This window comes from Mesorhizobium sp. B2-3-15, from assembly GCF_006442875.1.
In the GTDB taxonomy this organism is placed as follows: domain Bacteria; phylum Pseudomonadota; class Alphaproteobacteria; order Rhizobiales; family Rhizobiaceae; genus Mesorhizobium; species Mesorhizobium australicum.
This window is the reverse complement of sequence record NZ_VFVO01000001.1, coordinates 791,521-814,139: the sequence shown is the minus strand read 5'-3', so window position 1 is coordinate 814,139 and position 22,619 is coordinate 791,521. Positions and strand designations below refer to the sequence as shown.

The 22,619-nt window shown below is 65.2% G+C and carries 21 protein-coding genes; 11 read left to right on the top strand and 10 right to left on the bottom strand.

The window, feature by feature from the left end:
• Positions 1-41: 41 nt before the first annotated feature.
• The 4 genes from FJ954_RS04090 to FJ954_RS04075 are packed head-to-tail and all read right to left on the bottom strand — an operon-like array spanning position 42 to position 4,557.
• Positions 42-989, bottom strand: a complete 948-nt coding sequence (locus tag FJ954_RS04090; RefSeq protein WP_023771850.1) for an ABC transporter permease — start codon at positions 987-989, stop codon at positions 42-44.
• Positions 977-1,972, bottom strand: coding sequence for an ABC transporter permease (locus FJ954_RS04085; protein ID WP_181177736.1), 996 nt, complete (start codon positions 1,970-1,972; stop codon positions 977-979). The genes FJ954_RS04090 and FJ954_RS04085 overlap by 13 nt, the downstream gene beginning before the upstream one ends.
• Before the next feature lies 1 nt (position 1,973).
• Positions 1,974-3,494, bottom strand: a complete 1,521-nt coding sequence (locus tag FJ954_RS04080; protein WP_246681012.1) for a sugar ABC transporter ATP-binding protein — start codon at positions 3,492-3,494, stop codon at positions 1,974-1,976.
• A 49-nt stretch (positions 3,495-3,543) separates the two neighbouring features.
• On the bottom strand, positions 3,544-4,557 hold the full coding sequence (locus FJ954_RS04075; RefSeq protein ID WP_015315081.1) for an ABC transporter substrate-binding protein: 1,014 nt from the start codon (positions 4,555-4,557) through the stop codon (positions 3,544-3,546).
• Positions 4,558-4,767: 210 nt separating this feature from the next.
• Here FJ954_RS04075 and FJ954_RS04070 point away from each other — a divergent pair, with 210 nt between their 5' ends.
• The 8 genes from FJ954_RS04070 to FJ954_RS04035 all read left to right on the top strand — a co-directional run bounded on the left by FJ954_RS04070 (position 4,768) and on the right by FJ954_RS04035 (position 13,949).
• Entirely contained in the window at positions 4,768-7,185 is a 2,418-nt protein-coding gene (locus tag FJ954_RS04070; protein WP_140660483.1) for a glucan 1,4-alpha-glucosidase, read from the top strand.
• Positions 7,186-7,234: 49 nt separating this feature from the next.
• Positions 7,235-8,251, top strand: coding sequence for a phosphogluconate dehydrogenase (NAD(+)-dependent, decarboxylating) (gnd, locus tag FJ954_RS04065; RefSeq protein ID WP_140618400.1), 1,017 nt, complete (start codon positions 7,235-7,237; stop codon positions 8,249-8,251).
• Between the two features lie 22 nt (positions 8,252-8,273).
• Positions 8,274-9,650, top strand: a complete 1,377-nt coding sequence (gene zwf / locus FJ954_RS04060) for a glucose-6-phosphate dehydrogenase (protein ID WP_140660482.1) — start codon at positions 8,274-8,276, stop codon at positions 9,648-9,650.
• 14 nt (positions 9,651-9,664) lie between these two features.
• Positions 9,665-10,369 carry an ROK family protein gene (locus tag FJ954_RS04055; RefSeq protein ID WP_015315077.1) on the top strand — a complete coding sequence of 235 codons (705 nt, stop codon included), beginning with the start codon at positions 9,665-9,667 and terminating at the stop codon, positions 10,367-10,369.
• 207 nt (positions 10,370-10,576) lie between these two features.
• A complete protein-coding gene (locus FJ954_RS04050) occupies positions 10,577-11,041 on the top strand; it encodes a MucR family transcriptional regulator (protein WP_041163289.1) in 465 nt (154 codons plus the stop codon).
• Positions 11,042-11,166: 125 nt separating this feature from the next.
• The gene (locus tag FJ954_RS04045) at positions 11,167-12,267 is read left to right on the top strand and encodes an aminotransferase class I/II-fold pyridoxal phosphate-dependent enzyme (protein ID WP_140660481.1); all 1,101 of its coding nucleotides are present in this window, start codon (positions 11,167-11,169) and stop codon (positions 12,265-12,267) included.
• A 158-nt stretch (positions 12,268-12,425) separates the two neighbouring features.
• Positions 12,426-13,664 (top strand): MFS transporter, encoded by a 1,239-nt coding sequence (locus tag FJ954_RS04040; protein WP_015315074.1) that lies wholly within the window; start codon positions 12,426-12,428, stop codon positions 13,662-13,664.
• 15 nt (positions 13,665-13,679) lie between these two features.
• Complete coding sequence (locus FJ954_RS04035) at positions 13,680-13,949, top strand: hypothetical protein (RefSeq protein ID WP_051041236.1); 270 nt, start codon at positions 13,680-13,682, stop codon at positions 13,947-13,949.
• 37 nt (positions 13,950-13,986) lie between these two features.
• On the opposite strand, the gene FJ954_RS04030 is transcribed toward FJ954_RS04035, so the two are convergent.
• The 6 genes from FJ954_RS04030 to hemC form a co-directional block, all read right to left on the bottom strand.
• Positions 13,987-14,703, bottom strand: coding sequence for a glutamine amidotransferase (locus tag FJ954_RS04030; protein ID WP_015315072.1), 717 nt, complete (start codon positions 14,701-14,703; stop codon positions 13,987-13,989).
• A 14-nt stretch (positions 14,704-14,717) separates the two neighbouring features.
• The gene (locus FJ954_RS04025; RefSeq protein WP_015315071.1) at positions 14,718-15,197 is read right to left on the bottom strand and encodes a TerB family tellurite resistance protein; all 480 of its coding nucleotides are present in this window, start codon (positions 15,195-15,197) and stop codon (positions 14,718-14,720) included.
• 36 nt (positions 15,198-15,233) lie between these two features.
• A complete protein-coding gene (locus FJ954_RS04020) occupies positions 15,234-16,826 on the bottom strand; it encodes a heme biosynthesis protein HemY (protein WP_140660480.1) in 1,593 nt (530 codons plus the stop codon).
• A 10-nt stretch (positions 16,827-16,836) separates the two neighbouring features.
• Positions 16,837-18,315, bottom strand: coding sequence for a COG4223 family protein (locus FJ954_RS04015; protein ID WP_140660479.1), 1,479 nt, complete (start codon positions 18,313-18,315; stop codon positions 16,837-16,839).
• Between the two features lie 109 nt (positions 18,316-18,424).
• Positions 18,425-19,141 carry a uroporphyrinogen-III synthase gene (locus FJ954_RS04010; RefSeq protein WP_140660478.1) on the bottom strand — a complete coding sequence of 239 codons (717 nt, stop codon included), beginning with the start codon at positions 19,139-19,141 and terminating at the stop codon, positions 18,425-18,427.
• Between the two features lie 2 nt (positions 19,142-19,143).
• Positions 19,144-20,070 carry a hydroxymethylbilane synthase gene (hemC, locus tag FJ954_RS04005; RefSeq protein WP_140660477.1) on the bottom strand — a complete coding sequence of 309 codons (927 nt, stop codon included), beginning with the start codon at positions 20,068-20,070 and terminating at the stop codon, positions 19,144-19,146.
• Between the two features lie 101 nt (positions 20,071-20,171).
• Here hemC and tsaD point away from each other — a divergent pair, with 101 nt between their 5' ends.
• The 3 genes from tsaD to FJ954_RS03990 are packed head-to-tail and all read left to right on the top strand — an operon-like array spanning position 20,172 to position 22,610.
• The gene (tsaD, locus tag FJ954_RS04000) at positions 20,172-21,257 is read left to right on the top strand and encodes a tRNA (adenosine(37)-N6)-threonylcarbamoyltransferase complex transferase subunit TsaD (RefSeq protein ID WP_181177745.1); all 1,086 of its coding nucleotides are present in this window, start codon (positions 20,172-20,174) and stop codon (positions 21,255-21,257) included.
• On the top strand, positions 21,254-22,276 hold the full coding sequence (locus FJ954_RS03995) for an NAD(P)H-dependent glycerol-3-phosphate dehydrogenase (RefSeq protein ID WP_140660475.1): 1,023 nt from the start codon (positions 21,254-21,256) through the stop codon (positions 22,274-22,276). Before tsaD ends, FJ954_RS03995 begins: the two co-directional genes overlap by 4 nt.
• Before the next feature lie 37 nt (positions 22,277-22,313).
• A complete protein-coding gene (locus FJ954_RS03990) occupies positions 22,314-22,610 on the top strand; it encodes a YciI-like protein (RefSeq protein ID WP_140618378.1) in 297 nt (98 codons plus the stop codon).
• The last annotated feature ends 9 nt before the right edge of the window (positions 22,611-22,619 follow it).

Below are 22,619 nucleotides of genomic sequence, written 5' to 3'. Positions count from 1 at the left end.
TGGTTGGCGGATAGGCTGCGGTCACGCCGGAGACGTTGCGGTCAGCGCACCGCCTTCTCGCCGCCCGCAGCCGTGATCACCCCTACGATGATAAGCCCGGTCAGCAGGAGACGCACCCCGGCGCTGACGCCGAATGTGTTAAGCATGGTGAGCAGCAGAACCAGGAACAGCGCCGCGCCCCAGACGCCGGGCACATTCGCCTTGCCGCCCGCCACCGACGTGCCGCCGATAACGACCACGGCGATCGAAGCGAGCAGGTATTCGTTGCCGATGTCGACATTGGCGCCGCGGAAATAACCGGCGAGCAGCGCGCCGTCGATGCCGCCGAGCGCGCCCGACAGCGTATAGGTGAGAAAACGGATGCGCCCGACATTGACGCCGGCGAGCCAGGCGGCGCGGATGTTCTGGCCGATCGCCAGCACCGAGCGGCCATAGATCATGCGCTGCAAGGCGATGGCCGCTGCGATGGTGAACAGCACGGTGAGGATCGCCAGCACGGGCACGCCCAGCACCTGCCAGTTGGTGAAATCGGCGAAGCCAGGCGGCGGCTTGATCTGCAGTCCGCGCCCATAGCTGATGTCGACCGACTGGATGATGAAGCTCGCCGACAGCGTGGCGATGATCGGCGGAATGCGCAGCGCCCAGATCAAGAGATAGTTGATGGCGCCGATCGCTGCGCCACAGGCGAGCGCCGCCAGCAATCCGACCAGGATCATGGCATCGCTGCCGCCCATCACCTTCATGGCGACCGCGCTGGCGAGGCCGATATTGGCCGGCAGCGACAGGTCGACATTGCCGGGTCCAAGCGTAATGACGAACATCTGGCCGACGCCGACGATGACGGTAAACACGGCAAGCGACAATGCCGCCGTGACCATGCCGCCGCCGCCATAGCCCCCGGTGAAGGCGATCGTCGCCAACCACACCAGCAGCGCACCGACAAACGACCAGATCCAGGGTTTTGTGAGCAGGGTTTTCAGCGAAGCCATCGCTCACCTTTCCTGCGGCTGATCAGCACCCGCGCCGCAAGCACGATGATCAGGATGGCGCCGTTGGCGGCCACCTGCCAGTCGGGCGGAATGTGCATGAAGGTGAGCAGCGGCGAGGCGGCCAGCGCCAGCGTCAGCGCGCCGATGACGGCGCCGATCGGCGAGACCCGGCCGCCGACGAACTCGCCGCCGCCGAGGATGACGCCGGCGATGGCCAGCAGCGTGTAACCATTGCCGATATTGGCGTCAGCCGAGGTGGTGATGCCGATCAGCGCCATGCCCGACAGCACGCCGAACAGGCCGGCCAGCGCAAACAGCACGATCTTGGTCTTGAGCAGCGACCAGCCGGCGCGCTTGAGCGCCGCCGGATTGCCGCCCGAGCCGCGCAGGATCACCCCATAGGAGGTACGCATCAGGCCGAAATGCACGACCGCCGCGATCAGCAGCGCGGCGATGATCGGAAACGGAATGAAAGGCGGCTTGAACGACATGATCGCCAGCAGCCAGTCCGGCGCCTTGCCGCCCGGTTTTGGCAGGACGAGAATGGCGAGGCCCTGCCAGACGAAGCTCATGCCGAGCGTCACCACGATGGAGGGCAGGTTGCGCAGATGGATCAGCGCGCCGAGCAGCGCATAGATGCCGATCGATCCGGCGAGAATAAGGACTCCAACGAGCGGCGCATCCTTCAGCCAGGTCGCGGTGACGCAACCGACAAAACCGACAAAGGTGCCGATCGAGAGATCAAGCTCGTTGCCGGCGATGACGAACATCTGCGCGATCGTCGCCAGCGCGATCGGAATCGCCAGGTTCAACATCAGACTGAAGCCGAAATAGCTGATGGCGCGCGGATTGAGCCAGGCGATCGCGAGCAACACCAGCGCCAGCGATAGAGCGGGCAGCAGGCCGCGCAACAGCCGCGCCCGCGCCGCCGCATTGCGTGCCGCCGATCCCTTGAAGCCATTGTCGATTGGCGTCGCCGTCATCTCAGGCCGCATCGCCGAAGGAGGACTGGATGATCTTCTCTTCGGTCAGCTCGTCGCGCGTCAGATTGGCGACGATGCGGCCGTTCTTGAAGACATAGATGTGGTCGCAATTGTCGAGCTCTTCGGTTTCGGTCGTGTACCAGAGGAAGGTGCGTCCGCGGCCCGCCTCCTCGCGCACGAGATCGTAGACCTCCAGCTTGGTACCGATGTCGACGCCGCGCATCGGGTCGTCCATCAGCACGATCTGGGCATCGGAGCCGAGCGCCCTGGCGAACAGCGCTTTCTGCTGGTTGCCGCCCGACAGCGAGAAAATATTGTTGTTCATGTCAGGCGTGCGGATGCCGATCTTCTTCTGCCAGAACGCGGCCAATTCGGCCTCATACTGGGGTGAAATCAACAGCCCGTTGCGCAAGCGCGCCAGCGAGCGGATGCCAATGTTTTCGGCAATCGACCATTGCGGGAAAATGCCATCGGACTGGCGGTCGCCTGCCACCAAGGCCACCGGCGCCGTCACCTCGATGCCGGTCTTGGCGCGTGCGGCGGCGTCAAAGATGCGCAGCAGCAAGTCGGTCTGTCCGTGACCGGCCAGCCCGGCAAGGCCGATGATCTCGCCCGCGCGCGCGACGAGGTCCTTGCCATCCGCCTGTCCGGCGGGCCGCGCCCGGACGCGCAGCGGATTGGCGTCTGTGTTGGCGGCGGCGGCCTGCGCGGCGGTCTTCGCACGCGCCTCGGCTCCGCCCATCACGGTCACCAGCCGGTCGCGATCAAAGTCACCAGCCGCGTCCGACGCCACCACCTTGCCGTCGCGCATCACCACGATCCGGTCGGCGTTCCGCAGCACCTCGCCCAGCACGTGCGAGATCAGGATGCAGCTTTTGCCACCAGCGACGAAGCGGCGCACGAAGGCCAGCAACTGGCCTGATGTGTGCGCGTCGAGCGACGAGGTCGGTTCGTCGAGGATGACCAGGTCGAGCCGGTCCTGCGTCACGGTGAAGGCACGCGCCACCTCAACCATCTGGCGCCGGCCGATCGACAGGTCACCGACAATGTCCCAGGCCGAGATGCCATGGTCCGGAAAGATTTCGTCCAGCTTGGCGGCGATCAGCTCTGCCGCCTTGCGCCGCCAGCCGAAGCCGGTGAGCGAAGCATGGTTGATGCGCGTGTTTTCGGCGACGCTGAGATTGGGGCACAGCGACAGTTCCTGGAACACGCAGCGTATGCCGAGCTGCTGCGCCCGCGACACCGAGTAGTTGTCCTCGATGCCGCCATGCACGGTGATCGTGCCGCTGTCGGGCGTCGAGGTCCCGGCCACCATGTGCATCAGCGTCGACTTGCCGGCGCCGTTATGGCCGACGAGGCCGACGCACTCGCCGGGCCCGACATGAAAATCCACCCCGCCCAGCGCCCTGACGGCGCCGAAATGCTTTTCGGCACCGTCAAGTCTTACGATGTCAACACTGGCGGCGCCGAATTGGTTTTCGGCGCCGTCCGGTCTGATGATGTCCGTGTCGCCTGCAGCCATGCTCAACGATATCCGCTCGGTGATGCCCGCGGCAACGCGTCTGCGACTTTCACTTGATATTGGCTTTGATCGCCGCGATGGCATCTTCCTGCGTGTATTCGTGGGTGGCGACACCGCCCTCCTTGATCTTGGGCAGGGCCGCCTCGAAATCGTCCTGGGTGAAGGCCAGATACGGCACCAGCAGATCGTGCGGAATGTCCTTGCGGCCATCGAGCACCTGCTGCGCCACCCAGAAGGCGAGCGTCGATACGCCCGGCGCGATCGAAGCCGACCAGGTCTGGTAGCCGTCCTTGTCCTTCTGTTCCTTCCACCACTTCAATTCATCTTGCCGGTTGCCCATGATGATGGTCGGGCGCGGCTTGCCGGCGGCGGCGAAGGCTTGCGCGGCGCCATAGCCGTCACCGCCCTGGTCGACGATGCCGACGACGTCGGGCAGCGACGGCAGGATGGTCGCCACCGCCTTCTGAGCCGTGGTCTGGTCCCAGTCGCCGGTGACAGAACCGACGATCTTGAATTCGGGATGCGCGGCCACGCCTTCGAGGATGCCTGCATGGATGGCATCATCGATCGAGGTGCCGGCAAGCCCCCGGATTTCAAGCAGATTGCCGCCCTTGGGCTGGAACTTGGCCATCTGCTCGACTTCCTGCTTGCCCATGTCCTTGAAGTCGACGACGACGCGGTAGGCGCAGGGCTCGGTGACGGTGCCGTCGAAGGAGACGACGGTGATGCCGGCATCGCAGGCCTGCTTGATGGCACCGTTGAGCGCATCCGGCGAGGCGGCGTTGATGACGATGGCGTCATAGCCCTGCAGGATCAGGTTCTGCACCTGGGCGGCCTGGGTCGGCACCTCCTTGTCGGCAGTGGTGAAGACATCAGCCGCGCCGACGATCTTGTCGTCGACGGCCTTCTTGGTGACGATGCCATAGCTGTCGAGCATCGCCTGCCGCCACGAATTGCCGGCATAATTGTTGGAGAACGCGATCTTCTTGCCGCTGGTGTCGGCAAAAGCCGTACCGGCCGCGAGCACCGCCGCAAGCGTGCTGAGAACCAATAGTTTCTTCATGTGATACTCCTCCCGAGAGTTGCTGATCAGTTTGATTGTCGACGAATTTCGCGATTGCGATCCTGTTTTTTATCTATTGTCAGACAAAAGTGCAGAAGGCCGGCGGGCTGTCAACTGCAATCCGATGTGCGCCGCCGATCAACTTGAGGTGCGCTGATTGAAATGGCTTCGTTTGATGGCTAGGCATGCGGGCCAGGAGAGCGAACAAGCATGGCAGTGACGCCGATTGTGCCGCCGGGCGCGCCGGGAATTCCCGCGCGCTGGACCTCAAGCGCCAAGAGCGGAGTCGGCTCGGCGCTTTCGCCGTCCAGCCGCGTCTGGTTCACCACCAGCCACGGCATCCTGAACGAGGTGTACTATCCGCGCGTCGACAGCGCCTGCACGCGCGACCTCGGCCTGATCGTCACCGGCATGGATGGCTATTTCTCCGAGGAGAAGCGCGATGCCTCGCACGGCATAGAGCCGTTCGAGGACGGCGTGCCCGCCTACAGGCTGGTCAATACAGCCGACGACGGCGCCTACCGGATCGAGAAGCGCATCGTGGCCGATCCGGCGCGACCGACCTTGCTGCAGGAAATCACCTTCAGTCCGCTCAAGGGCTCCGCGGCCGACTACCGCGTCTACGCGCTTCTGGCGCCGCATCTGGTCAATGCCGGCATGGGCAACACCGCCTGGATCGGCGAGTACCAGGGAAAACCCGTCCTGTTTGCCTCGGGGCGCGGCACCTGCCTGGCGCTGGCCTCGTCCCTGCCCTGGCGGGATTGCTCGGCCGGCTATGTCGGCTTCTCCGACGGCTGGCAGCAACTCAACAGCGCCGGCAAGCTCGATACGGCTTGCCGGCGTGCCGAGGACGGCAATGTCGCGCTGACCGGCGAGATCGGCTTCACCGCCGCCAACACAAAAACCATGCTGGCGCTGGGTTTTGGGACGACACCGGACGAAGCCGCCGAAAACGCCTTCGCCAGCCTGAAGCGGGGTTTTGAACCGGCGGCGAAATCCTACGTCGAACAATGGCGCGAATGGCAGGCGGGGCTGCTGCCACTGGACCGCCACGCGGTCCCCGGAGTGAACAGCTACCGCGTCTCCACCGCGGTGCTGGCCACCCACCGGTCGTCGGCAATGCCCGGCGCGGCGGTGGCCAGCCTGTCGATCCCATGGGGATTCAACAAGGGCGACGATGATCTCGGCGGCTATCATCTTGTCTGGCCACGCGACCTGGTCGAAACAGCGGGCGGCTTTCTCGCCGCCGGCGATGCCGCCTCGGCACTGCGGATCCTGGAATATCTCCGCTCCATCCAGCAGCCGGACGGCCATTGGCCGCAGAACGCCTGGCTCGACGGCTCCGCCTATTGGCCCGGCATCCAGATGGACGAATGCGCCTTTCCCTTGCTGCTGTTGGATGCCCTGCATCGCGCTGGCCACTTGCCGCGTGCCAGGCTGAAGGCCTTCCTGCCGATGATCGAGCGCGCCGCCTCCTATGTCGTGCGCAATGGTCCGGTCACTGGCGAGGACCGCTGGGAAGAAGACGCCGGCTACAGCCCGTTCACGATGGCCGTCGAGATCGCGGCACTGCTTGCCGGCGCCGACCTGCTCGATGCCTGCGGCAAAGCGGCGGAGGCGGCCTACCTGCGCGAAACAGCCGACTGCTGGAACGACCAGGTCGAGCGCTGGAGCTATGTCAGCGGCACCGCCATCTGCAAGGCCGTCGGCGTCGGCGGCTATTACGTCCGCATTGCGCCGCCAGACGACCCCGAAGCCGGCTCGCCGAAGGACGGCTATGTCCCGATCAAGAACCGGCCACCAGGCGACACCGACCGACCGGCCGAGGAAATCGTCAGCCCTGACGCGCTGGCCCTGGTGCGCTTTGGCCTGAGAGCCGCCGACGATCCGCGCATCGTCGACACCGTCAAGATCATCGACGCGCAGCTGCGCTGCGAACTGCCGCAAGGGCCTCTCTGGTACCGCTATAACAGCGACGGCTATGGCGAGCATGAGGATGGCACGCCCTTCGACGGCACCGGCCAGGGCCGGCCTTGGCCCCTGCTTGCCGGCGAACGGGCTCATTACGAGCTGGCCGCCGGGCGCAAGGACAAGGCGGCCAGCTTGCTCGATGCGCTGGAACGGTCGGCCGGGCCTGGCGGCCTGCTGCCCGAACAGGTGTGGGACGGCGCCGATATTCCCGAGCGCGAGCTGCTGCATGGCAAGCCATCGGGCAGCGCCATGCCACTGGTCTGGGCGCATTCCGAACACATCAAGCTGCTGCGCTCGCTACGCGACGGCGCCGTCTTCGATATGCCGCCGCAAGGCGTGAAGCGCTACATCCAGGACAAGACCGTATCGTCGTTCAGGGCATGGCGCTTCAACAACAAGATCCGCGCACTGCCCGAGGGCAAGACATTGCGCCTCGAGCTGCTGACGGCGGCCACCATCCACTGGAGCACGGACAATTGGGCAACCGCCCACGACAGCCGGACAGCGGAAAACGCTTTCGGCCTTCATCTTGTCGATCTGCCCACGGCCAGCCTCCCCAACGGAAGCACGCTGATCTTCACTTTTTTCTGGCCCGGAACCGGCGATTGGGAGAATGTCGACTTCTCCATCATGTCAGGCGCGCAGGACAGCCAGTAGATCCTTCCTCGACAACCCCAGAAAATCTCTAGGAAACAGGGACGAAACCATGCAGATCGGAATGATGGGACTGGGCCGGATGGGCGCCAACATGGTGCGGCGGCTGATGCGCGACGGCCACGAATGCGTCGTCTATGACATCAACCCGGCCAGCGTCGCGGCGCTTGTGAGCGACGGCGCCTTGGGGGCGGCATCCCTGGAGGAATTCGTCGGCAAGCTGGCCAAGCCGCGCTGTGTCTGGCTGATGCTGCCGGCGGCGATCACCGGCAGGATCATCGATCAGGTCGCGGCGCTGATGGAGCCCGGCGACATCGTCATCGACGGCGGCAATTCCTACTATCACGACGCCGTCGACCAGGCCGCGAAACTGGCCACCAAGGGCATGCATCTTGTCGATGTCGGCACCAGTGGCGGCGTCTGGGGGCTGGAGCGCGGCTACTGCCTGATGATCGGCGGTCCCGACGTGGCGGTGCAGCACCTCGATTCGGTCTTTGCCACGCTGGCGCCTGGCGCTGATGCCGGCGCGCCCACCCCGGACAAGACCGCCGGCACCGCGCCTTATGGCTACCTGCATTGCGGACCGAGCGGCGCCGGCCATTTCGTCAAGATGGTGCACAACGGCATCGAATACGGCGTCATGGCCGCCTATGCCGAAGGCATGAACATCCTGAAGTCGGCCAATGCCGGCAAACGGCAGCGGACGGCGGACGCCGAGACAAGCCCGCTGGAAAACCCGCAATACTACCAGTTCGACATCGACCTTCCGCAGGTGGCCGAGGTGTGGCGGCATGGCAGCGTCATCGGCTCCTGGCTGCTCGATCTCACCGCCGGTGCGCTGAAGAGCGATCCGGGTCTGGCGCAATTCGGCGGCCGGGTCTCGGATTCCGGCGAGGGCCGCTGGACGCTGAAGGCGGCGATCGACACCGGCGTGCCGGCACCGGTGCTGTCGTCGGCGCTGTTCGACCGCTTCTCCTCGCAAGGCGAATCCGAATTCGCCGACAAGCTGTTGTCTGCCATGCGCTATGCCTTTGGCGGGCATATCGAAAAGCCGAAGGGCGGCAAGTGACGGCGACAGGGGAGACGCACGCATGAGCCAGGAACGGTCCGATACGCTGGTGCTCTTCGGAGCGACCGGCGACCTCGCCCACAAGAAGATATTTCCAGCGCTTTACCAGATGGTCGCCAAGGGCACGCTCACCGAACCGGTGATCGGCGTCGCCTTCGACGCCTGGGATTTGAAGCAGTTGCAGGACCGCGCCCGCGACGGCATCGTCCATGCCCTCGGCGCCATCGATGAGACGGTCTTCGCCAAGTTCGCGTCGCTGCTGCGCTATGTCAGCGGCGACTATCGCGATCCCACAACCTTCGAGAAGCTGAAGACGGCACTCGGCAGCGCCCAGCGGCCGCTCCATTACATGGCGGTGCCGCCGTCCATGTTCGAGACCGTCGTGCAAGGGCTGGAGCAATCCGGCACCGCGCATGGCGCACGGCTGATGGTCGAAAAGCCGTTCGGCCACGATCTGCAGTCGGCACGCTGGCTGAACCGGGTGCTGCACCTGGTGTTCGACGAACAGTCGATCTTCCGCATCGACCACTATCTCGGCAAGGAGGCGATCCAGAACCTGCTCTATTTCCGCTTCGCCAACTCCCTGCTGGAGCCGATCTGGAACCGCAATTACGTCGAGAGCGTGCAGATCACCATGGCCGAGGATTTCGGCGTCGAAGGACGCGGGCGGTTCTATGACGATGTCGGCGCCATCCGCGACGTCATCGAGAACCATCTGCTCAACATCCTGCTGCTCCTCGCCATGGAGCCGCCCGTCGGCCGCTCCGCCGACGACCTGATCGACGAGAAGGTGCAGGTGTTGCGCGCCATCCGGACATTGACGAAAGACGATGTCGTGCGCGGCCAGTTCACCGGCTATCTCGCCGAGCCCGGCGTGGCGCCGAACTCGCCGGTCGAGACCTTCGCGGCGGTACGCTTTTTCGTCGACACCTGGCGCTGGCAGGACGTGCCGTTCTTCATCCGCGCCGGCAAGAACATGCCGGTGCATGTCACCGAGGTGGTGGTGCGGCTGAAACGGCCGCCGCTCGACGTCTTCGACCCGATCAAGCCCGCCGACCAGAATTACGTCCGCTTCCGCATCGACCCGCAGGTGATGATCGCCATCGGCGCCCAGCGCAAGGCGCCGGGCGACGACATGATTGGCGAGCAGGTGGAACTCACCGCGCTCGACGATTCGAAGGGCGACATGCCGCCCTATGAACGGCTGATCGGCGACGCCATGAACGGCAACGGCCAGCTCTTCACCCGCCAGGACGCCGCCGAACTCGCCTGGCGCATCGTCGGTCCGGTGCTCGGCGACACCACGCCGCCGCATCTTTACGAGCCGAAGACGTGGGGGCCAGCGGACGCCATGGCCGGCTTCGGGCCGCCCAATGGCTGGATCGACCCGGTCGCATGAGTGGAGGGGACGAGATGGCCAAGGTGGTTAAGAAGGCTGCCTCGGACACCGGGCAGGTAGTCCTTTCGATCGACATTGGCGGGTCGCACGTCAAGATCCTGACCAGCGACGGTGGCACCGAGCGCCGGACGGATTCCGGGCCTGACCTGACGCCAAGGCAGATGATCGACAAGGTGAAGAAGCTCGCCGACGGCTTGTCCTACGACGTCATCTCGATGGGCTATCCAGGCCCCGTGCGTCAAAACAAGCCCGTGCTCGATCCTATGAATCTAGGCAAGGGCTGGGCCGGCTTCGATTTCACCGCTGAGTTCGGCAAGCCGGTCAAGGTGGTCAATGACGCGCTGATGCAGGCCCTCGGGAGCTATGAGGGCGGGCGCATGCTGTTCCTCGGCCTCGGAACCGGCCTCGGTGCCGCGATGGTCCTCGACAATGTCGGCCAGCCGATGGAACTCGCCCACCTTCCCTACAGAAAAGGCCAGAGTTTCGAGGACTATGTCGGTGAACGCGGCCTCGTAAAGCGCGGCAAGAAGAAGTGGCGCGGTCATGTCTTCGACGTCGTCAACCGGCTGCGCGCCGCCCTGCAGCCAGACTATGTCGTCATCGGCGGCGGCAATGTCGACAAGCTAGACGAATTGCCCCCCGACTCCAGGCGCGGTGACAACACACGCGCCTTCGAAGGCGGATTTCGTCTGTGGCGCGACAAGGCCCTGATCGTCTGATATTGTTACAGCTTAGTATAGTTGTTCAAAATGCCGTGTTATGTTGCGGCGATAGATTGCATTGCGCAGATTTGCCGACTAGGAAGTCAGCCCCACTACATCGCGTCGCGCGCGACGCACGAAGACGACCCACTTTAATTTTGCGCATCATCCTTTTTGAAAACGGTCCCATTTTCGAGGTTATGCGCCATGGATGGAGGAAATAGATTGACCGACGAAAACAGCCACGCCAGCAAGACCCTCGACCTTCTCGAGCTGACGGCCCATATCGTATCGGCCTATGTCGAGAAGAATCGCCTGCCTGCGTCCGGCCTTCCCGAGCTGATCGCCAGCGTCAGCGCCTCGATCAGCGGGCTCGGCCAGCCGGTCGCCCCGGTGGCGGCACCGCTGGTCCCGGCCGTCAACCCGAAGAAGTCGGTGACGCCGGATTTCATCATCTGCCTCGAGGACGGCAAGAAATTCAAATCGCTGAAGCGTCATCTCGGCGTGCATTTCGGCCTGACGCCGGATGCCTATCGCGCCAAATGGGGCCTGCCTTCCGACTATCCGATGGTTGCCCCCAACTACGCGGCTTCGCGCTCCGAACTGGCGAAGTCGATCGGCCTCGGCCGCAAGGCCGCCGTGGTCGCCGCCGTCAAAGGCAAGGGCCGAAAGGCCAAAGTCTCGGCCTGAGGCGATTTGGACGCTGAGCCAATTGTTAGGACGACTGGAATAGAAGCCTGCCGGCGAATTCGCCTTGGCAGGCTTCGTGCTTTTGTGGCTTGGATACCCTGGGACAAGACGATCTGGGGGAAGCCATGAATTACACCAGGATGGTGATCGAGAGAGAAGCGCCGGAGGAGTACGGTTACGACCGCATCCGTTACAACCTCTCCGAAAGTTCGATCGCCGATCAGAAACTCTCCGACATCGGCCTCTCGCTGCCTGATCTGACCCTCTTCTATGGCGAGCATCGCGGCGACAAGGAATTGCGCGCGCTGATCGCCGCGCAGGATGCCGGCATCGCGCCCGACGATGTGCTGGTCACGGCCGGTGCGGCCGGCGCGTTGTTCATCATCTCCACCTCGCTGCTCTCCGCCAGCGATCACCTCGTCGTCATCAGGCCCAACTACGCCACCAACATCGAAACGCCGCGGGCGATCGGCTGCGCCATCAGCTTTGTCGACCTCGCCTTCGACGAAGGCTTCGCCATCGACGTCGAGCGCGTCAGGGCCGCGATGCGGCCGAACACGAAGCTGATCAGCGTTACTTGCCCGCACAATCCGACCGGCACCATGATGAGCCGTGCCGAATTGGACGCGCTGGTCGCGCTCGCCGAGACCAGCGGCTGCTATCTGCTGGTCGACGAAACCTATCGCGATCTCTCCTATGGCAGGCGCCTGCCTTTGGCGGCCTCGCTGAGCAAAAAAGCCATCAGCGTCTCGTCGCTGTCGAAAGCCTTCGGCATTCCCGGCATCCGCATCGGCTGGCTGATCACCAGGGATGCGGCCCTTCAGGAGACATTTCTGGCCGCCAAGGAGCAGATCGGCATCTGCGGCAGCGTCATCGACGAAGGCATGGCGCGCGGCATGCTGGAAGGCCGGGACGCTTTCCTGGCAAAGCTGCTGCCCGAAATGGCCAGGCGCCGGGACATCGTCCAGGCCTGGATCGACCGCGAGCCGCTGGTCGACTGGGTGCGGCCCGAAGGCGGTGTCGTCGGTTTCCCGCGCCTCGATGTCGAACCCGGCTTCGACCTCGATCGCTTCTATGTCAGGCTGCTGGAAGATCACGGCACCTATGTCGGGCCCGGCCACTGGTTCGAAATGGAAAAGCGCTTCTTCCGCGTCGGCTTCGGCTGGCCGAGGGAGGCCGAGTTGAAAGGCGGGCTGGACGCGATTTCAGCTGCGCTGCGGCAGTAACTTCCGCGTGCTATCGGTGGTGCGGATCGAAAGTCCCTTGATCCGGATCTGATTTTAAAGCATATCCGCCCCGAACTTTACCAAGTTCCATTGGTCGAACAGCGCCCATTCGGGAAGTGCCCCGCGAGCCGATGCCCACCGCAACGGGGCCTCACTTCATGATACCAGAACAAACCTTGCCGGAGCAGCGCTATGCCGCTTTCCGGCACAGAGCCTTCCTCAGCTACTGGACGGCGCGCTTTCTCACCACTTTCGCGACCATGATCGTTTCGGTGGCCGTCGGCTGGCAGGTCTATGATCTGACGCGCGATCCGTTCGATCTTGGCATTGTCGGCATCGTCCAGTTCCTGCCGTCGCTGCTTCTGGTGCTGGTTACAGGTGTCGTCGCCGACCGTTTCGGCCGCCGGCTCATCATGACCTTGGCGACCTTGGTCGAAGGCGCCTGCGCGCTGGCTCTGCTGTTTTTGACCCTGCGCGGCCTTACAACCCCGCTCCCGATCTTCGCCGTGCTGGTCATGTTCGGCATTGCCCGCGCCTTCTACGGGCCGGCTTCGTCCTCCCTGTTCGCCAATCTCGTGCCGCAGCGCGATTTCGCCAATGCCATCGCCTGGAACTCCTCCGCCTGGCAGACCGCGACGATTGTCGGCCCGGTCGCCGGCGGCTTGCTCTATGGCGTGTCGGCGGAAGTGGCCTATGCGACGGCCGCAGTCCTGATGCTCGCCGCCGCGTTGCTGATCTTCACCATTCCCAAGCCCGCGCAACAGACCGCCACCGACAAGCCGACAATGGAGACGCTGTTTGCCGGCTTCCGCTACATCTGGAGCGAGAAGATCGTGCTTGGCGCCATCTCGCTCGACCTCTTCGCCGTGCTTCTGTCCGGCGCCTCGGCGCTGCTGCCGGTCTATGCGCGTGACATCCTCCAACTTGGCCCCTGGGGCCTCGGCCTGCTGCGTTCGGCGCCTGGGATCGGCGCCATCTGCGTCGCCGTCTGGCTTGCGGGCCATCCGATCCGCGACCGTGCTGGCAAGATCATGCTGAGCTTCGTGGCGGCGTTCGGCGCCTGCACCGTGCTGTTCGGCCTGTCGACGCTCACCTGGCTCTCGATTGTGGCACTTGCCCTGCTCGGAGCCACCGACATGTTCAGTGTCTACATCAGGGAGACGCTGATCCAGCTGTGGACGCCCGACGAGGTGCGCGGCCGCGTCAACGCCGTCAACCAGGTCTTCGTCGGTGCCTCCAACGAGGTCGGCGAATTTCGCGCCGGCACCATGGCGGCGCTGATCGGCACGGTTCCGGCGGTAGTCATCGGCGGCATCGGCGCCGTCGCGGTTGCCGGCCTGTGGGCCTATCTGTTCCCGGCGCTGCGCAAGGTGAGGCACCTCAAAGGACGAAACTGACGGGGCAGCGAATCTATGCTAAGCCGCCGCCGAACCAACCAAAGGACAACACAAGTGAGCGAACCGACCGTGGCCGAAGCGACCGAAAATATCTACGCGTCGCTCAGGGCGGACAATGCCGACATCGACGCCCATATCGCGACGCTCAAGGCAGCGCTGGCGCGAGAGGGGATAAAACAGGCGGTGTTCGATCCTGCCAAATTGGCGCAGAGCAACCGCTCGGGCCGCAAGTTGATGCAGGCTTATTTTCGGCAGCGCGGCGTGAGCGTAACGTTTTCGGACTAGTTTTTAGGCGTCGGCGGTTCAGAGCACCGGCCCGGCACTACCGCGCCACAGGCTCGCCAAAAATCGTGCGCAAAAACTCGTCGAGCCAGCGCTTCAAATGCATGTCCCAGATCAGCCGGCCGCCGAGATGGTCGCGGCCGGGCTGCGCACCGGGCAGCTCGAAGCGGTGGGCGCCGCGCACCACCCAGCGCTGCATCATCACTCGGGTCAGTTCGCCGTGGAACTGGATGCCCCAGGCATTATCGCCATAGCGGAAGGCCTGGTTGGGATAAGTCTCGTTCGTGGCCAGCAGCGTCGCGTCGCTCGGCAGCGAAAAGCCTTCACGATGGAACTGGTAGACCATCTCTGGCCAGTGCATCAGTTTCTTGCCGGCCTCGGTCGCTTTCAGGGGATACCAGCCGATCTCGACCAGCCCTTCGCCATGGCCCTCGACCTTGCCGCCGAGATGATTGGCCAGCATCTGCGCCCCAAGACAGATGCCGAGCAGTGGCCGGTTCTCCCTGAGTGGAATCTGCAGCCAGTTGGTCTCGCGACGAACGAACTCGTCCTCGTCATTGGCGCTCATCGGACCGCCGAAGACGACTGTGCCGGCGTGGCCATCCAGCGTTTCCGGCAAGGCGTCGCCGAGCGGCGGGCGGCGGATGTCGAGATCGAAGCCCTCTTCGAGCAGCATGTGGCCGACGCGCCCGGGGCTCGAATTCTCCTGATGCAGCACGATCAGGACTTTTGGTTTCGACCTCGTCTGGCGCGGCATGGACGGCGAAAATCCTATTCGTCCGAGGATGTTCCAGTGGCGCCCGGAGCGTGCGCCGCCGCCTTGCGGCGCGCCTCGACGCGGTCGTGGCGTTCGACGCCGATCAGCTCGGCGACACGCCACACCGTGTTGTCCTCCAGCTCATGCAGCTCGCCATCGGCATAAACGATCTCCCACATCAGGCCGATGAACGCCTTGCGCCCCTCCGCGTCGAGGTGGCGCTTGAGCACGCTGGTGAAGGCGTAGAGGTCGATTGCCTCGTTGTCGGCCCGCTCGCCGGCGGCGGCGAGTGCTTCGAGTTCGGCGCCGCTGATCGAATAGCTTTGCGCCAGCACCGCCTTGAACCGCTCCCATTCGACATCCTGGCGCACGCCGTCGGCATTCATCACGTGATAGAGCAGCGCCGAGGCCGCGACGCGCGGATCGTCCGTGCTGGCATGGCTGCCGGAGCCGGCCGGCAAATCCCTGAGAAACGACAGAACGCGCTCGAACATCAATTCATTCCCAAACGCCTAACGGCCTGCCCAAAATCAAAACAGCCGGAACCGGCGGGGCGACTTTTCCGCCTCGTCGTCCGGATCGACGCCTGGATCGTCCGGCAGCCGCGCCAGTTCTTCCGCCGGCTCGACGGCCTCGGCGTCGGCGGGCACCGCGGCAAAGGCGGCGGCCGTGACCGGGGTGACATGATCCTCGCGGCTTTCGGCGTCTTTGCCCGTCGCCTCGTCGCCCGGTGCGGCGTGATCGATCACCTCGACCGGCCTTTCCGGCCTGCCCGGCGCCTCGATGGCCACTGCCGGGGCGTCCGGCTCATCGTGGCTGTCGATCAGCTGGCCAAGCCGCTCCATCGGCGCGCGCCATTCGAAGGCGTCGAGCCGGCCGGTGACCGGCGAGACCGGCGCCCAGCGCTCGGAGACGACGCCGTCGGCGACCCAGGCCGGATCGCGCGGGGCTCGCACCGCCTTGGACAGCAGCTGCCGCACCTTGCCCTGGTCGCCGGTCTCGGCCTCCTCGATGTCGGCGAGCAGCAGATAGGCGCCCTCGCGTCGGTCCATCCGGATCGCGGCCTCTGCCTCGCGGCGGGCGGTTGAAAAATCCTGCGCGTCGAGCGCGGCACGCGCCACCGTCATTGACGATTCAGCGTGGTTCTTCTTCATCTCCTGCAGCTTCTTTGCCCGGTTGAGCCGATCGAGCACGGCGTCACCCGGCCTCGCATGGGTGTAGAGCTCGGCAATCTCGGGATGCGGCTCGGCCTTCCATGCCGCTTCGAGGATCTTCGAACCCTTGCGCACGTCGTTCTGCCTGAACAGCGCCGCGGCGGCGGCAACGGCGGCGGGGGCAAAATCCGGCTGCAATCTGTTGGCCTCGATCGCCGCTGTCCTGGCAGCCGCGGGATCGCTGTCCGCAAGCGACTGCGCCTTGGCGGTCAACAGCACCGCGCGGCGGCGGTTGGCGGCGTCACGCTCGATCTGCCGCGTCGACTTCTGCGCGTCGACCAGTTTCAGCGCGCCATCCCAGTCGCCGCGCGCGGTTAGTTCCTCCAGCGTCGATTCGGCCGCCCAGGCCAGTTGCGGCGCCACTGCGGCGGCACGGCCGGCATAGTGCCGGGCGGCGTTCCGGTCGCCCAGTCGTTCGGCTTCCAGGTAAAGCCCACGCAGGCCAAGCAGCCGCATTTCGGGATCGTCGAGCATGCTCTCGAATTTTTGGCGCGCGCCTTCATGGTCGCCTTCGAGCAGCGATGCCTGTGCCTCGAGCAGATGGATCAGCGGCTCCTGGTCGGAGCGGATCAGCTTGGCCGCTTCCTTGGTCTTCTTGCGGGCCAGCGCCCCGTCGCCGGCGCCGGCGGCGATCATGCCGGTCGACAGCGCCTGATAGCCACGGTCGCGGCGGCGCACGCGAAAATAGCGCGAGATGGTGTAGGGACTGTTCCACAGCGACTTGATGAGCCACCAGACAATCATCACTGCGGCGACGACAGCGACGACGGCAACCGCCGCCACCATCAGGCTCACCTGGTACTGATAGCCGTTGAAGGTAACGACCATGTCGCCCGGCCGATCGGCCAGCCAGGCAAAGCCCAGCCCGAGCGCGAAGACGACGATGAGGAAGGCGAGCAGGCGGATCATCGTGTTGCCCTCATGTCTTCATCGCGCCGGAGATCAGCGCGTCGACCTGGGTTTCGACCTCGATGCGCGCCTTCAGTTTGCCGGCAAAGTCGGCGCCCGCGGCCTTCGCGGCTTCCGGCAGCGTGTCATATTCGCTGAGTGCCTTGGCATAGTCGCCCTGCGTGACCGCAACCTCCATGCGCGCCACGGTTTCCGGTGCGCCGGGGCCTTCGACGGCACCGATCGGCCGGACCTTGACCAGCGATTCAGCGCTCGACATCAGGTTCTGAAGGAAGCCGGCATTCTGATCGACCGGGGTCGCGGCGGCGACCATGGCATTGGCGGCGGCGTCCATCTGCGAGGCGATCTCGGTACGGGTCGGCACGCCCTTTTCCGCATAGGGCCGCAAGGTCGCGAGTTCGGGCGCATCAGGCGAAATCGCGGCCAGCGTATCGAGTTCGGCCGAAAACGGCGCGCCGCGATCGAGCGCCGCCTTCAGCGCCGAGGCCGCGATGGCGAGTGCGATCTTTGGCTGCGACGCCTGCGCATCGACCTTGCTGGAAAGCTGCGACACCGACTGCTCCAGCGCGGAGAGACGGCCTTCCTGTGCCTTCGCCGCCTCGCCCGTCGACTTCACCAGCGCATCGAGACCCGCCAGCTTTTCGTTGAGCGGGCCGAGATCGACAGGCGCCGCGCCGCCGGCCTTGCCGAGGGCGGCCACCGAGGTTTCGATCTGCTTGACTTTGTCGCCCATCGCGGCAAGCCCGGCATTGTCGCCCGCGCCACCCTGTTCGACCGCTGATTTCAGCGCCGCGACATCGCTCTTGACCTGATCCAGCGCCGACGACAGGCCGTCGACCTTGGCCGATGCACCGCCGCTGCCGCCGGCTTCCCTCATATCCGCGATTTCGCTTTTCAACGAGGCGATCTCGCCATTGACGCCGTCGAGCGAGACACCGGGAGCGGCACCCGGCGCACCGAGCAGGCCGGCAAATTGCAGGCCACCGGCGCCGACCAGGGCGATGACACCACCGATGATACCGGCGGCGATGCCGTTGAGGCCGCCCCGCTTCGGCTGCGTGGCCATCGGTTCGCTCCTTGCGTCGGTTTTACCGGAAGCCACCTTGGTCTCGGCGGTTTTGGCGGTTGCATCCTCGAAATTGTAGTCGGAAGCCTTGGCGCGGTTGGGGGGTGTATCCGAACCGGGATAAAGCATTTCCGGCTCAGTGGATTTGGCCTCGGCTTGCGGTGGCGCGTGGGTGCCAGGCTGCCCGGCGGCTGCATCGCCATGCTCCCAAGGTTCGAGATCCGCCTGATCGGCATGTACCGGCTCGTCCGGCGGCTCTGGCCGCGAGGCGTTCGCCGCTTCCTCGGCCTTCGCCTCATCGGTCTGGGCGGTATTCTTGGCGGCATCCTCGTCGACGATGCGTGAGACGGCGCCCGGATCGAGATCGATGGTCACCGGCTCGCGGCGGCCTTTCGAGTGTCGCATCTTCGGCGTCTTGACCATGCAGGGGCTCCGCAAATTCGCTTCGTCTCAACGCCTGGCGGCGCGTGATGGTTCAGAAAGGGTCTAGCACATCACCAAGCGGTGAAAAGGGGCGGTGTGATGACGCGGGTCAGGGCCGTGCCCGCAAAAGTGCCAGCAGCGCCTCCTCGTCGGGCCGCGCGGCAACGTGCATTGCTTTGCCGGTGCCGTCGCCGAAAGCGGCGGCAATGCGCGCGGAAAGAGCAAAAAAACGGGTCTTTTCAAAGGCCTGCTGCAAGGTAAGTCGCCTGGCCAGTGTCTGCATTTCGGCAGCGGCCATGGCCGAATAGAGCAGCACCGCATCGACGGATTGACCGGATATCAGAGGAAGGATCGCTTCGTCCGAATAGCTCACCGCAAGCGTGTCATAAGTCTCGACGGCATGGACCTGGGCGTGAGCTGCTTCCAGCTTCTGCTCGAAGGCGGGAAATCGCACGCGCCCGCAGAGATAGACGATTGTTTTGCCGGAAAACGCGATTGCCATGCCGTCGGCCAGCGCCTCGGCATCGCCGGGCCCCTCGTTGACCGAGAGAAAGCCGGCTTTGCGCGCGACCTCCGCGGTCCTCCTGCCGACAGCATGACAAGGCAGATTGGACAGCACCGCAATCAGATCTCTGGGGGCGTGGCGCACCGCATTAGCGCTGGTGATGGCGACGACTGCCACGTCTTCCGGAATCGCCTTGGCATCGACCGGCAATGCCATCGTCTCCGTCAAGGGCAGAAGAAGAGGCTCAAAACCCATCTCCTCCAGCTTTCGCGCGGTGCGCGACGCACCCGGCTCCGGTCTGGTGACCAGCACGCGGAGCATCTTCAGAGCCAGCCGTGGAAGAACTTTTCGCCGGCCTTGGCACGCGCCGTCCGCGCCGCTTCATCACCGATGCGGGCGGCGTCCTGTGCCGGCCCTTGTAGCTCGACCGCGTGCGACTGCGTGCCGTCGGGCGAGATGATCAGCCCGGCGAAAGAGAGCTTTCCGGCCTCGATCGCGGCATAGCCGGCGATAGGCGTGCGGCAGGAGCCATCGAGCGCCGCCAGGAAAGCGCGCTCGCAGGCGAGTGCCTGCCCGGTCGCCACATCGTGGATCGCCACCAGCATCTTCTCGACATCGCGGTCGCCGATCCGTGTCTCGATGCCGATCGCACCCTGGCCTGGTGCCGGCGGGAAGCTGTCCAGCGGCATCAAATCGGTGGCAACATCTTCCAGGCCCAGCCGCTTCAGGCCGGCATAGGCAAGGATGGTGCCGCTCGCGACCCCTTCGTCCAGCTTGCGCAGCCGCGTCTGCACATTGCCGCGGAACATCACCACGTCGAGGTCCGGCCGCATGCGGCGGATCAACGCCTGCCGCCGCAGCGACGAGGAGCCGACTTTCGCCCCTTGCGGCAGTTCCGCGATCGTCTTCGCCGCCCTGCCCACAAAGGCATCGCGCGCATCCTCGCGCGGCAGGAAGGCGGAGAGTTCCAGGCCGGGCGGCAATTGCGTCGGCATGTCCTTCGACGAATGCACGGCGATGTCGATCGCGCCGGCGAGCAGGGCTTCCTCGATTTCCTTGGTGAACAGGCCTTTGCCGCCAGCCTCCGACAGCGGCCGGTCCTGGATGCGGTCGCCGCCGGTCGAGATAACGACAACCTCGAACGCCTCCGCCGGCATGCGGTGCGCGGCCATCAGCCGCGCCTGTGTTTCATGCGCCTGCGCCAATGCCAGCGGGCTGCCGCGTGTTCCGATTTTCAAGATTGTTTGCATGGCGCGCGGTCCGTGATAACCCCCGGCTGGCTTTGCGTTTCCGGGCACTCTCCTAACGAGGAACGCCCTGACATACAATCTCTGGAGAGAGCGACGAATTGATCCGCGTTCTGGGCATTGAGACGAGTTGCGATGAGACCGCCGCCAGCGTCGTGGCGCTGGAGGGCGATGCCGCGCCGAAAATCCTGTCCACCATCGTGCTCTCCCAGATCGAGGAACATGCCGCCTTCGGCGGCGTCGTGCCGGAGATCGCCGCGCGCGCCCACGTCGAGGCACTGGACGGCATTATCGAGGCCGCACTCGCCGATGCGGGCGTGGCGCTGGCCGAGCTCGATGCGATCGCCGCGACCGCCGGACCAGGCCTCGTCGGCGGACTGATCGTCGGCCTGATGACGGCCAAGGCGATCGCCGCGGCGGCCGGCAAGCCGCTGATCGCTGTCAATCACCTCGAAGGCCACGCCTTGACGGCGCGACTGACCGACGGGCTCGAATTCCCCTATCTCTTGCTGCTGGTCTCCGGCGGCCATACGCAGATTCTGGCCGTGCGCGGCGTTGGCGACTACCAGCGCTGGGCAACCACCATCGATGACGCGCTCGGCGAAGCCTTCGACAAGACCGCCAAGATGCTCGGCCTGCCCTATCCCGGCGGTCCCAATGTCGAGAAGGCAGCGCTGTCTGGCAATGCCTCGCGCTTTGCCTTCCCGCGGCCGATGAAAGGCTCGGCACAGCCCGATTTCTCCTTCTCCGGCCTGAAGACCGCGGTGCGCCAGGCGGCGACCGCGATCGAGCCCTTGAGCGACCAGGATGTCGCCGACATCTGCGCCTCGTTCCAGGCGGCCGTCGCCGATGCGCTCGCCGACCGTGTTTCTCGCGCGCTGGAACGCTTTCGCGAAACATTCCCTGGCACGAAAAACCCGGCGCTGGTCGTCGCCGGCGGCGTCGCCGCCAACCGAGCGGTCAAGACAACGCTGGAGCGGCTTTGCACTGACGCCGGTTTCAGCTTCGTCGCGCCACCACTGAAGCTTTGCACCGACAACGCGGCGATGATTGCCTGGGCCGGTATCGAACGCCTGCGAGAAGGCATGGCGCAGGAGAACGGCTTCGATTTCGTGCCGCGCTCGCGCTGGCCGCTGGACAGCGTCTCGGCGCCAATGGTCGGCTCCGGCCGTCGCGGAGCCAAGGCATGACCGATCGAGCCATGAAGGGTGGGGGTCCGGGCAAAAGCGGCTGGCATGTCGCCGTGCTCGGCGGCGGCGCCTGGGGCACGGCGCTGGCGCTGGCCATGCTGCGCGCCGGCCATACGGTGCGGCTGTTCGCGCGTGATCCTGAAACCGTGGCCGCGATCGGCCGGGGCGAGAACCCACGCTATCTCCCGGGCATCGCCATCGCGCCCGGCATCGAGGCGACGAGCGACATGGAGGCAGCCCTCACTGGGGCCGATTGCGTGCTGACGGTGACGCCGGCTCAGGCGTTGCGGGCCACGCTGGCCGCCGCCAGGAATCATATGCCGGCCGGCATTCCGCTTGTGCTTTGCGCCAAGGGCATCGAGCGCGACACCGGCGCCTTGCTGTCGGCAATCGCTGCCGAAGTCTTGCCGCCAAACCCGGTCGCAGCCCTGTCGGGGCCGAGCTTTGCCAGCGATGTCGCCCGCGGCCTGCCGACGGCGGTGGTGGTGGCCGCCGGCGACGAGGCGCTTGCGGCCAACCTTGCCGCCCGATTTTCGGCTGAAAACCTGCGCTGCTATTCGAGCGACGACTTGATCGGCGTCGAGATCGGCGGCGCCTTGAAGAACGTCTTCGCCATCGCCGCCGGCGCTGTCACCGGGGCCGGGCTCGGCGCCAGCGCACAGGCGGCCATGGTGACGCGCGGCTTTGTCGAACTGCGCCGCATCGGTGCCGCCTTCGGCGCCAGGCCCGAGACCCTGATGGGGCTTTCCGGGCTTGGCGACCTGCTGCTTACCTGCTCGTCGGCGCAGTCGCGCAATTTCGCCTATGGGCTGGCGCTCGGACAGGGCAAGGCACTTTCCGGATTGCCGCTGGCCGAGGGCGTGCCGACCGCGGCGATCGCCGCCCGCATCGCCGCCGAGCGCGAAATCGATGCGCCGATCATAGCCGCGGTCGCCGCCATACTGGACGGCACCATCACCATCGGGCAGGCCGTGACGGCGCTGATGACCCGGCCGCTGAAGACCGAAACCAACGATTGATCCCTACACTCTGATCCAACCACCCAGGAGAAAGACCATGCTGTTTGCTCTGATCTGCAAGGACAAGCCCGGAAGCCTGCAGGTGCGCCTCGACACGCGGCCCGAGCATGTCGCCTTTCTCGAAGGGCTGAACGGCGACAAGAAATTGGCCTTTGCCGGTCCGTTCCTCGACGCCGACGGCAAGCCCAATGGCAGCCTCGTGGTGGTCGAGGCGCCTGATCTGGCCAGCGCGCAGGCTCTGTCGGCCGCCGACCCCTACGCCAAGGCCGGACTGTTCGAAAGTGTCGAAATCCGCCAGTGGAACTGGACGTTCAACAAGCCGGCGGCTAGTTAATTCGCGGCG

Coding starts and splice junctions, on each gene's coding strand:
- FJ954_RS04090 (WP_023771850.1), bottom strand. CDS start 989: ATGGCTTCGCTGAAAACCCTGCTCACAAAACCCTGGATCTGGTCGTTT.
- FJ954_RS04085 (WP_181177736.1), bottom strand. CDS start 1,972: ATGACGGCGACGCCAATCGACAATGGCTTCAAGGGATCGGCGGCACGC.
- FJ954_RS04080 (WP_246681012.1), bottom strand. CDS start 3,494: ATGGCTGCAGGCGACACGGACATCATCAGACCGGACGGCGCCGAAAAC.
- FJ954_RS04075 (WP_015315081.1), bottom strand. CDS start 4,557: ATGAAGAAACTATTGGTTCTCAGCACGCTTGCGGCGGTGCTCGCGGCC.
- FJ954_RS04070 (WP_140660483.1), top strand. CDS start 4,768: ATGGCAGTGACGCCGATTGTGCCGCCGGGCGCGCCGGGAATTCCCGCG.
- gnd (WP_140618400.1), top strand. CDS start 7,235: ATGCAGATCGGAATGATGGGACTGGGCCGGATGGGCGCCAACATGGTG.
- zwf (WP_140660482.1), top strand. CDS start 8,274: ATGAGCCAGGAACGGTCCGATACGCTGGTGCTCTTCGGAGCGACCGGC.
- FJ954_RS04055 (WP_015315077.1), top strand. CDS start 9,665: ATGGCCAAGGTGGTTAAGAAGGCTGCCTCGGACACCGGGCAGGTAGTC.
- FJ954_RS04045 (WP_140660481.1), top strand. CDS start 11,167: ATGAATTACACCAGGATGGTGATCGAGAGAGAAGCGCCGGAGGAGTAC.
- FJ954_RS04040 (WP_015315074.1), top strand. CDS start 12,426: ATGATACCAGAACAAACCTTGCCGGAGCAGCGCTATGCCGCTTTCCGG.
- FJ954_RS04035 (WP_051041236.1), top strand. CDS start 13,680: ATGCTAAGCCGCCGCCGAACCAACCAAAGGACAACACAAGTGAGCGAA.
- FJ954_RS04030 (WP_015315072.1), bottom strand. CDS start 14,703: ATGCCGCGCCAGACGAGGTCGAAACCAAAAGTCCTGATCGTGCTGCAT.
- FJ954_RS04025 (WP_015315071.1), bottom strand. CDS start 15,197: ATGTTCGAGCGCGTTCTGTCGTTTCTCAGGGATTTGCCGGCCGGCTCC.
- FJ954_RS04020 (WP_140660480.1), bottom strand. CDS start 16,826: ATGATCCGCCTGCTCGCCTTCCTCATCGTCGTCTTCGCGCTCGGGCTG.
- FJ954_RS04015 (WP_140660479.1), bottom strand. CDS start 18,315: ATGGTCAAGACGCCGAAGATGCGACACTCGAAAGGCCGCCGCGAGCCG.
- FJ954_RS04010 (WP_140660478.1), bottom strand. CDS start 19,141: ATGCTCCGCGTGCTGGTCACCAGACCGGAGCCGGGTGCGTCGCGCACC.
- hemC (WP_140660477.1), bottom strand. CDS start 20,070: ATGCAAACAATCTTGAAAATCGGAACACGCGGCAGCCCGCTGGCATTG.
- FJ954_RS03995 (WP_140660475.1), top strand. CDS start 21,254: ATGACCGATCGAGCCATGAAGGGTGGGGGTCCGGGCAAAAGCGGCTGG.
- FJ954_RS03990 (WP_140618378.1), top strand. CDS start 22,314: ATGCTGTTTGCTCTGATCTGCAAGGACAAGCCCGGAAGCCTGCAGGTG.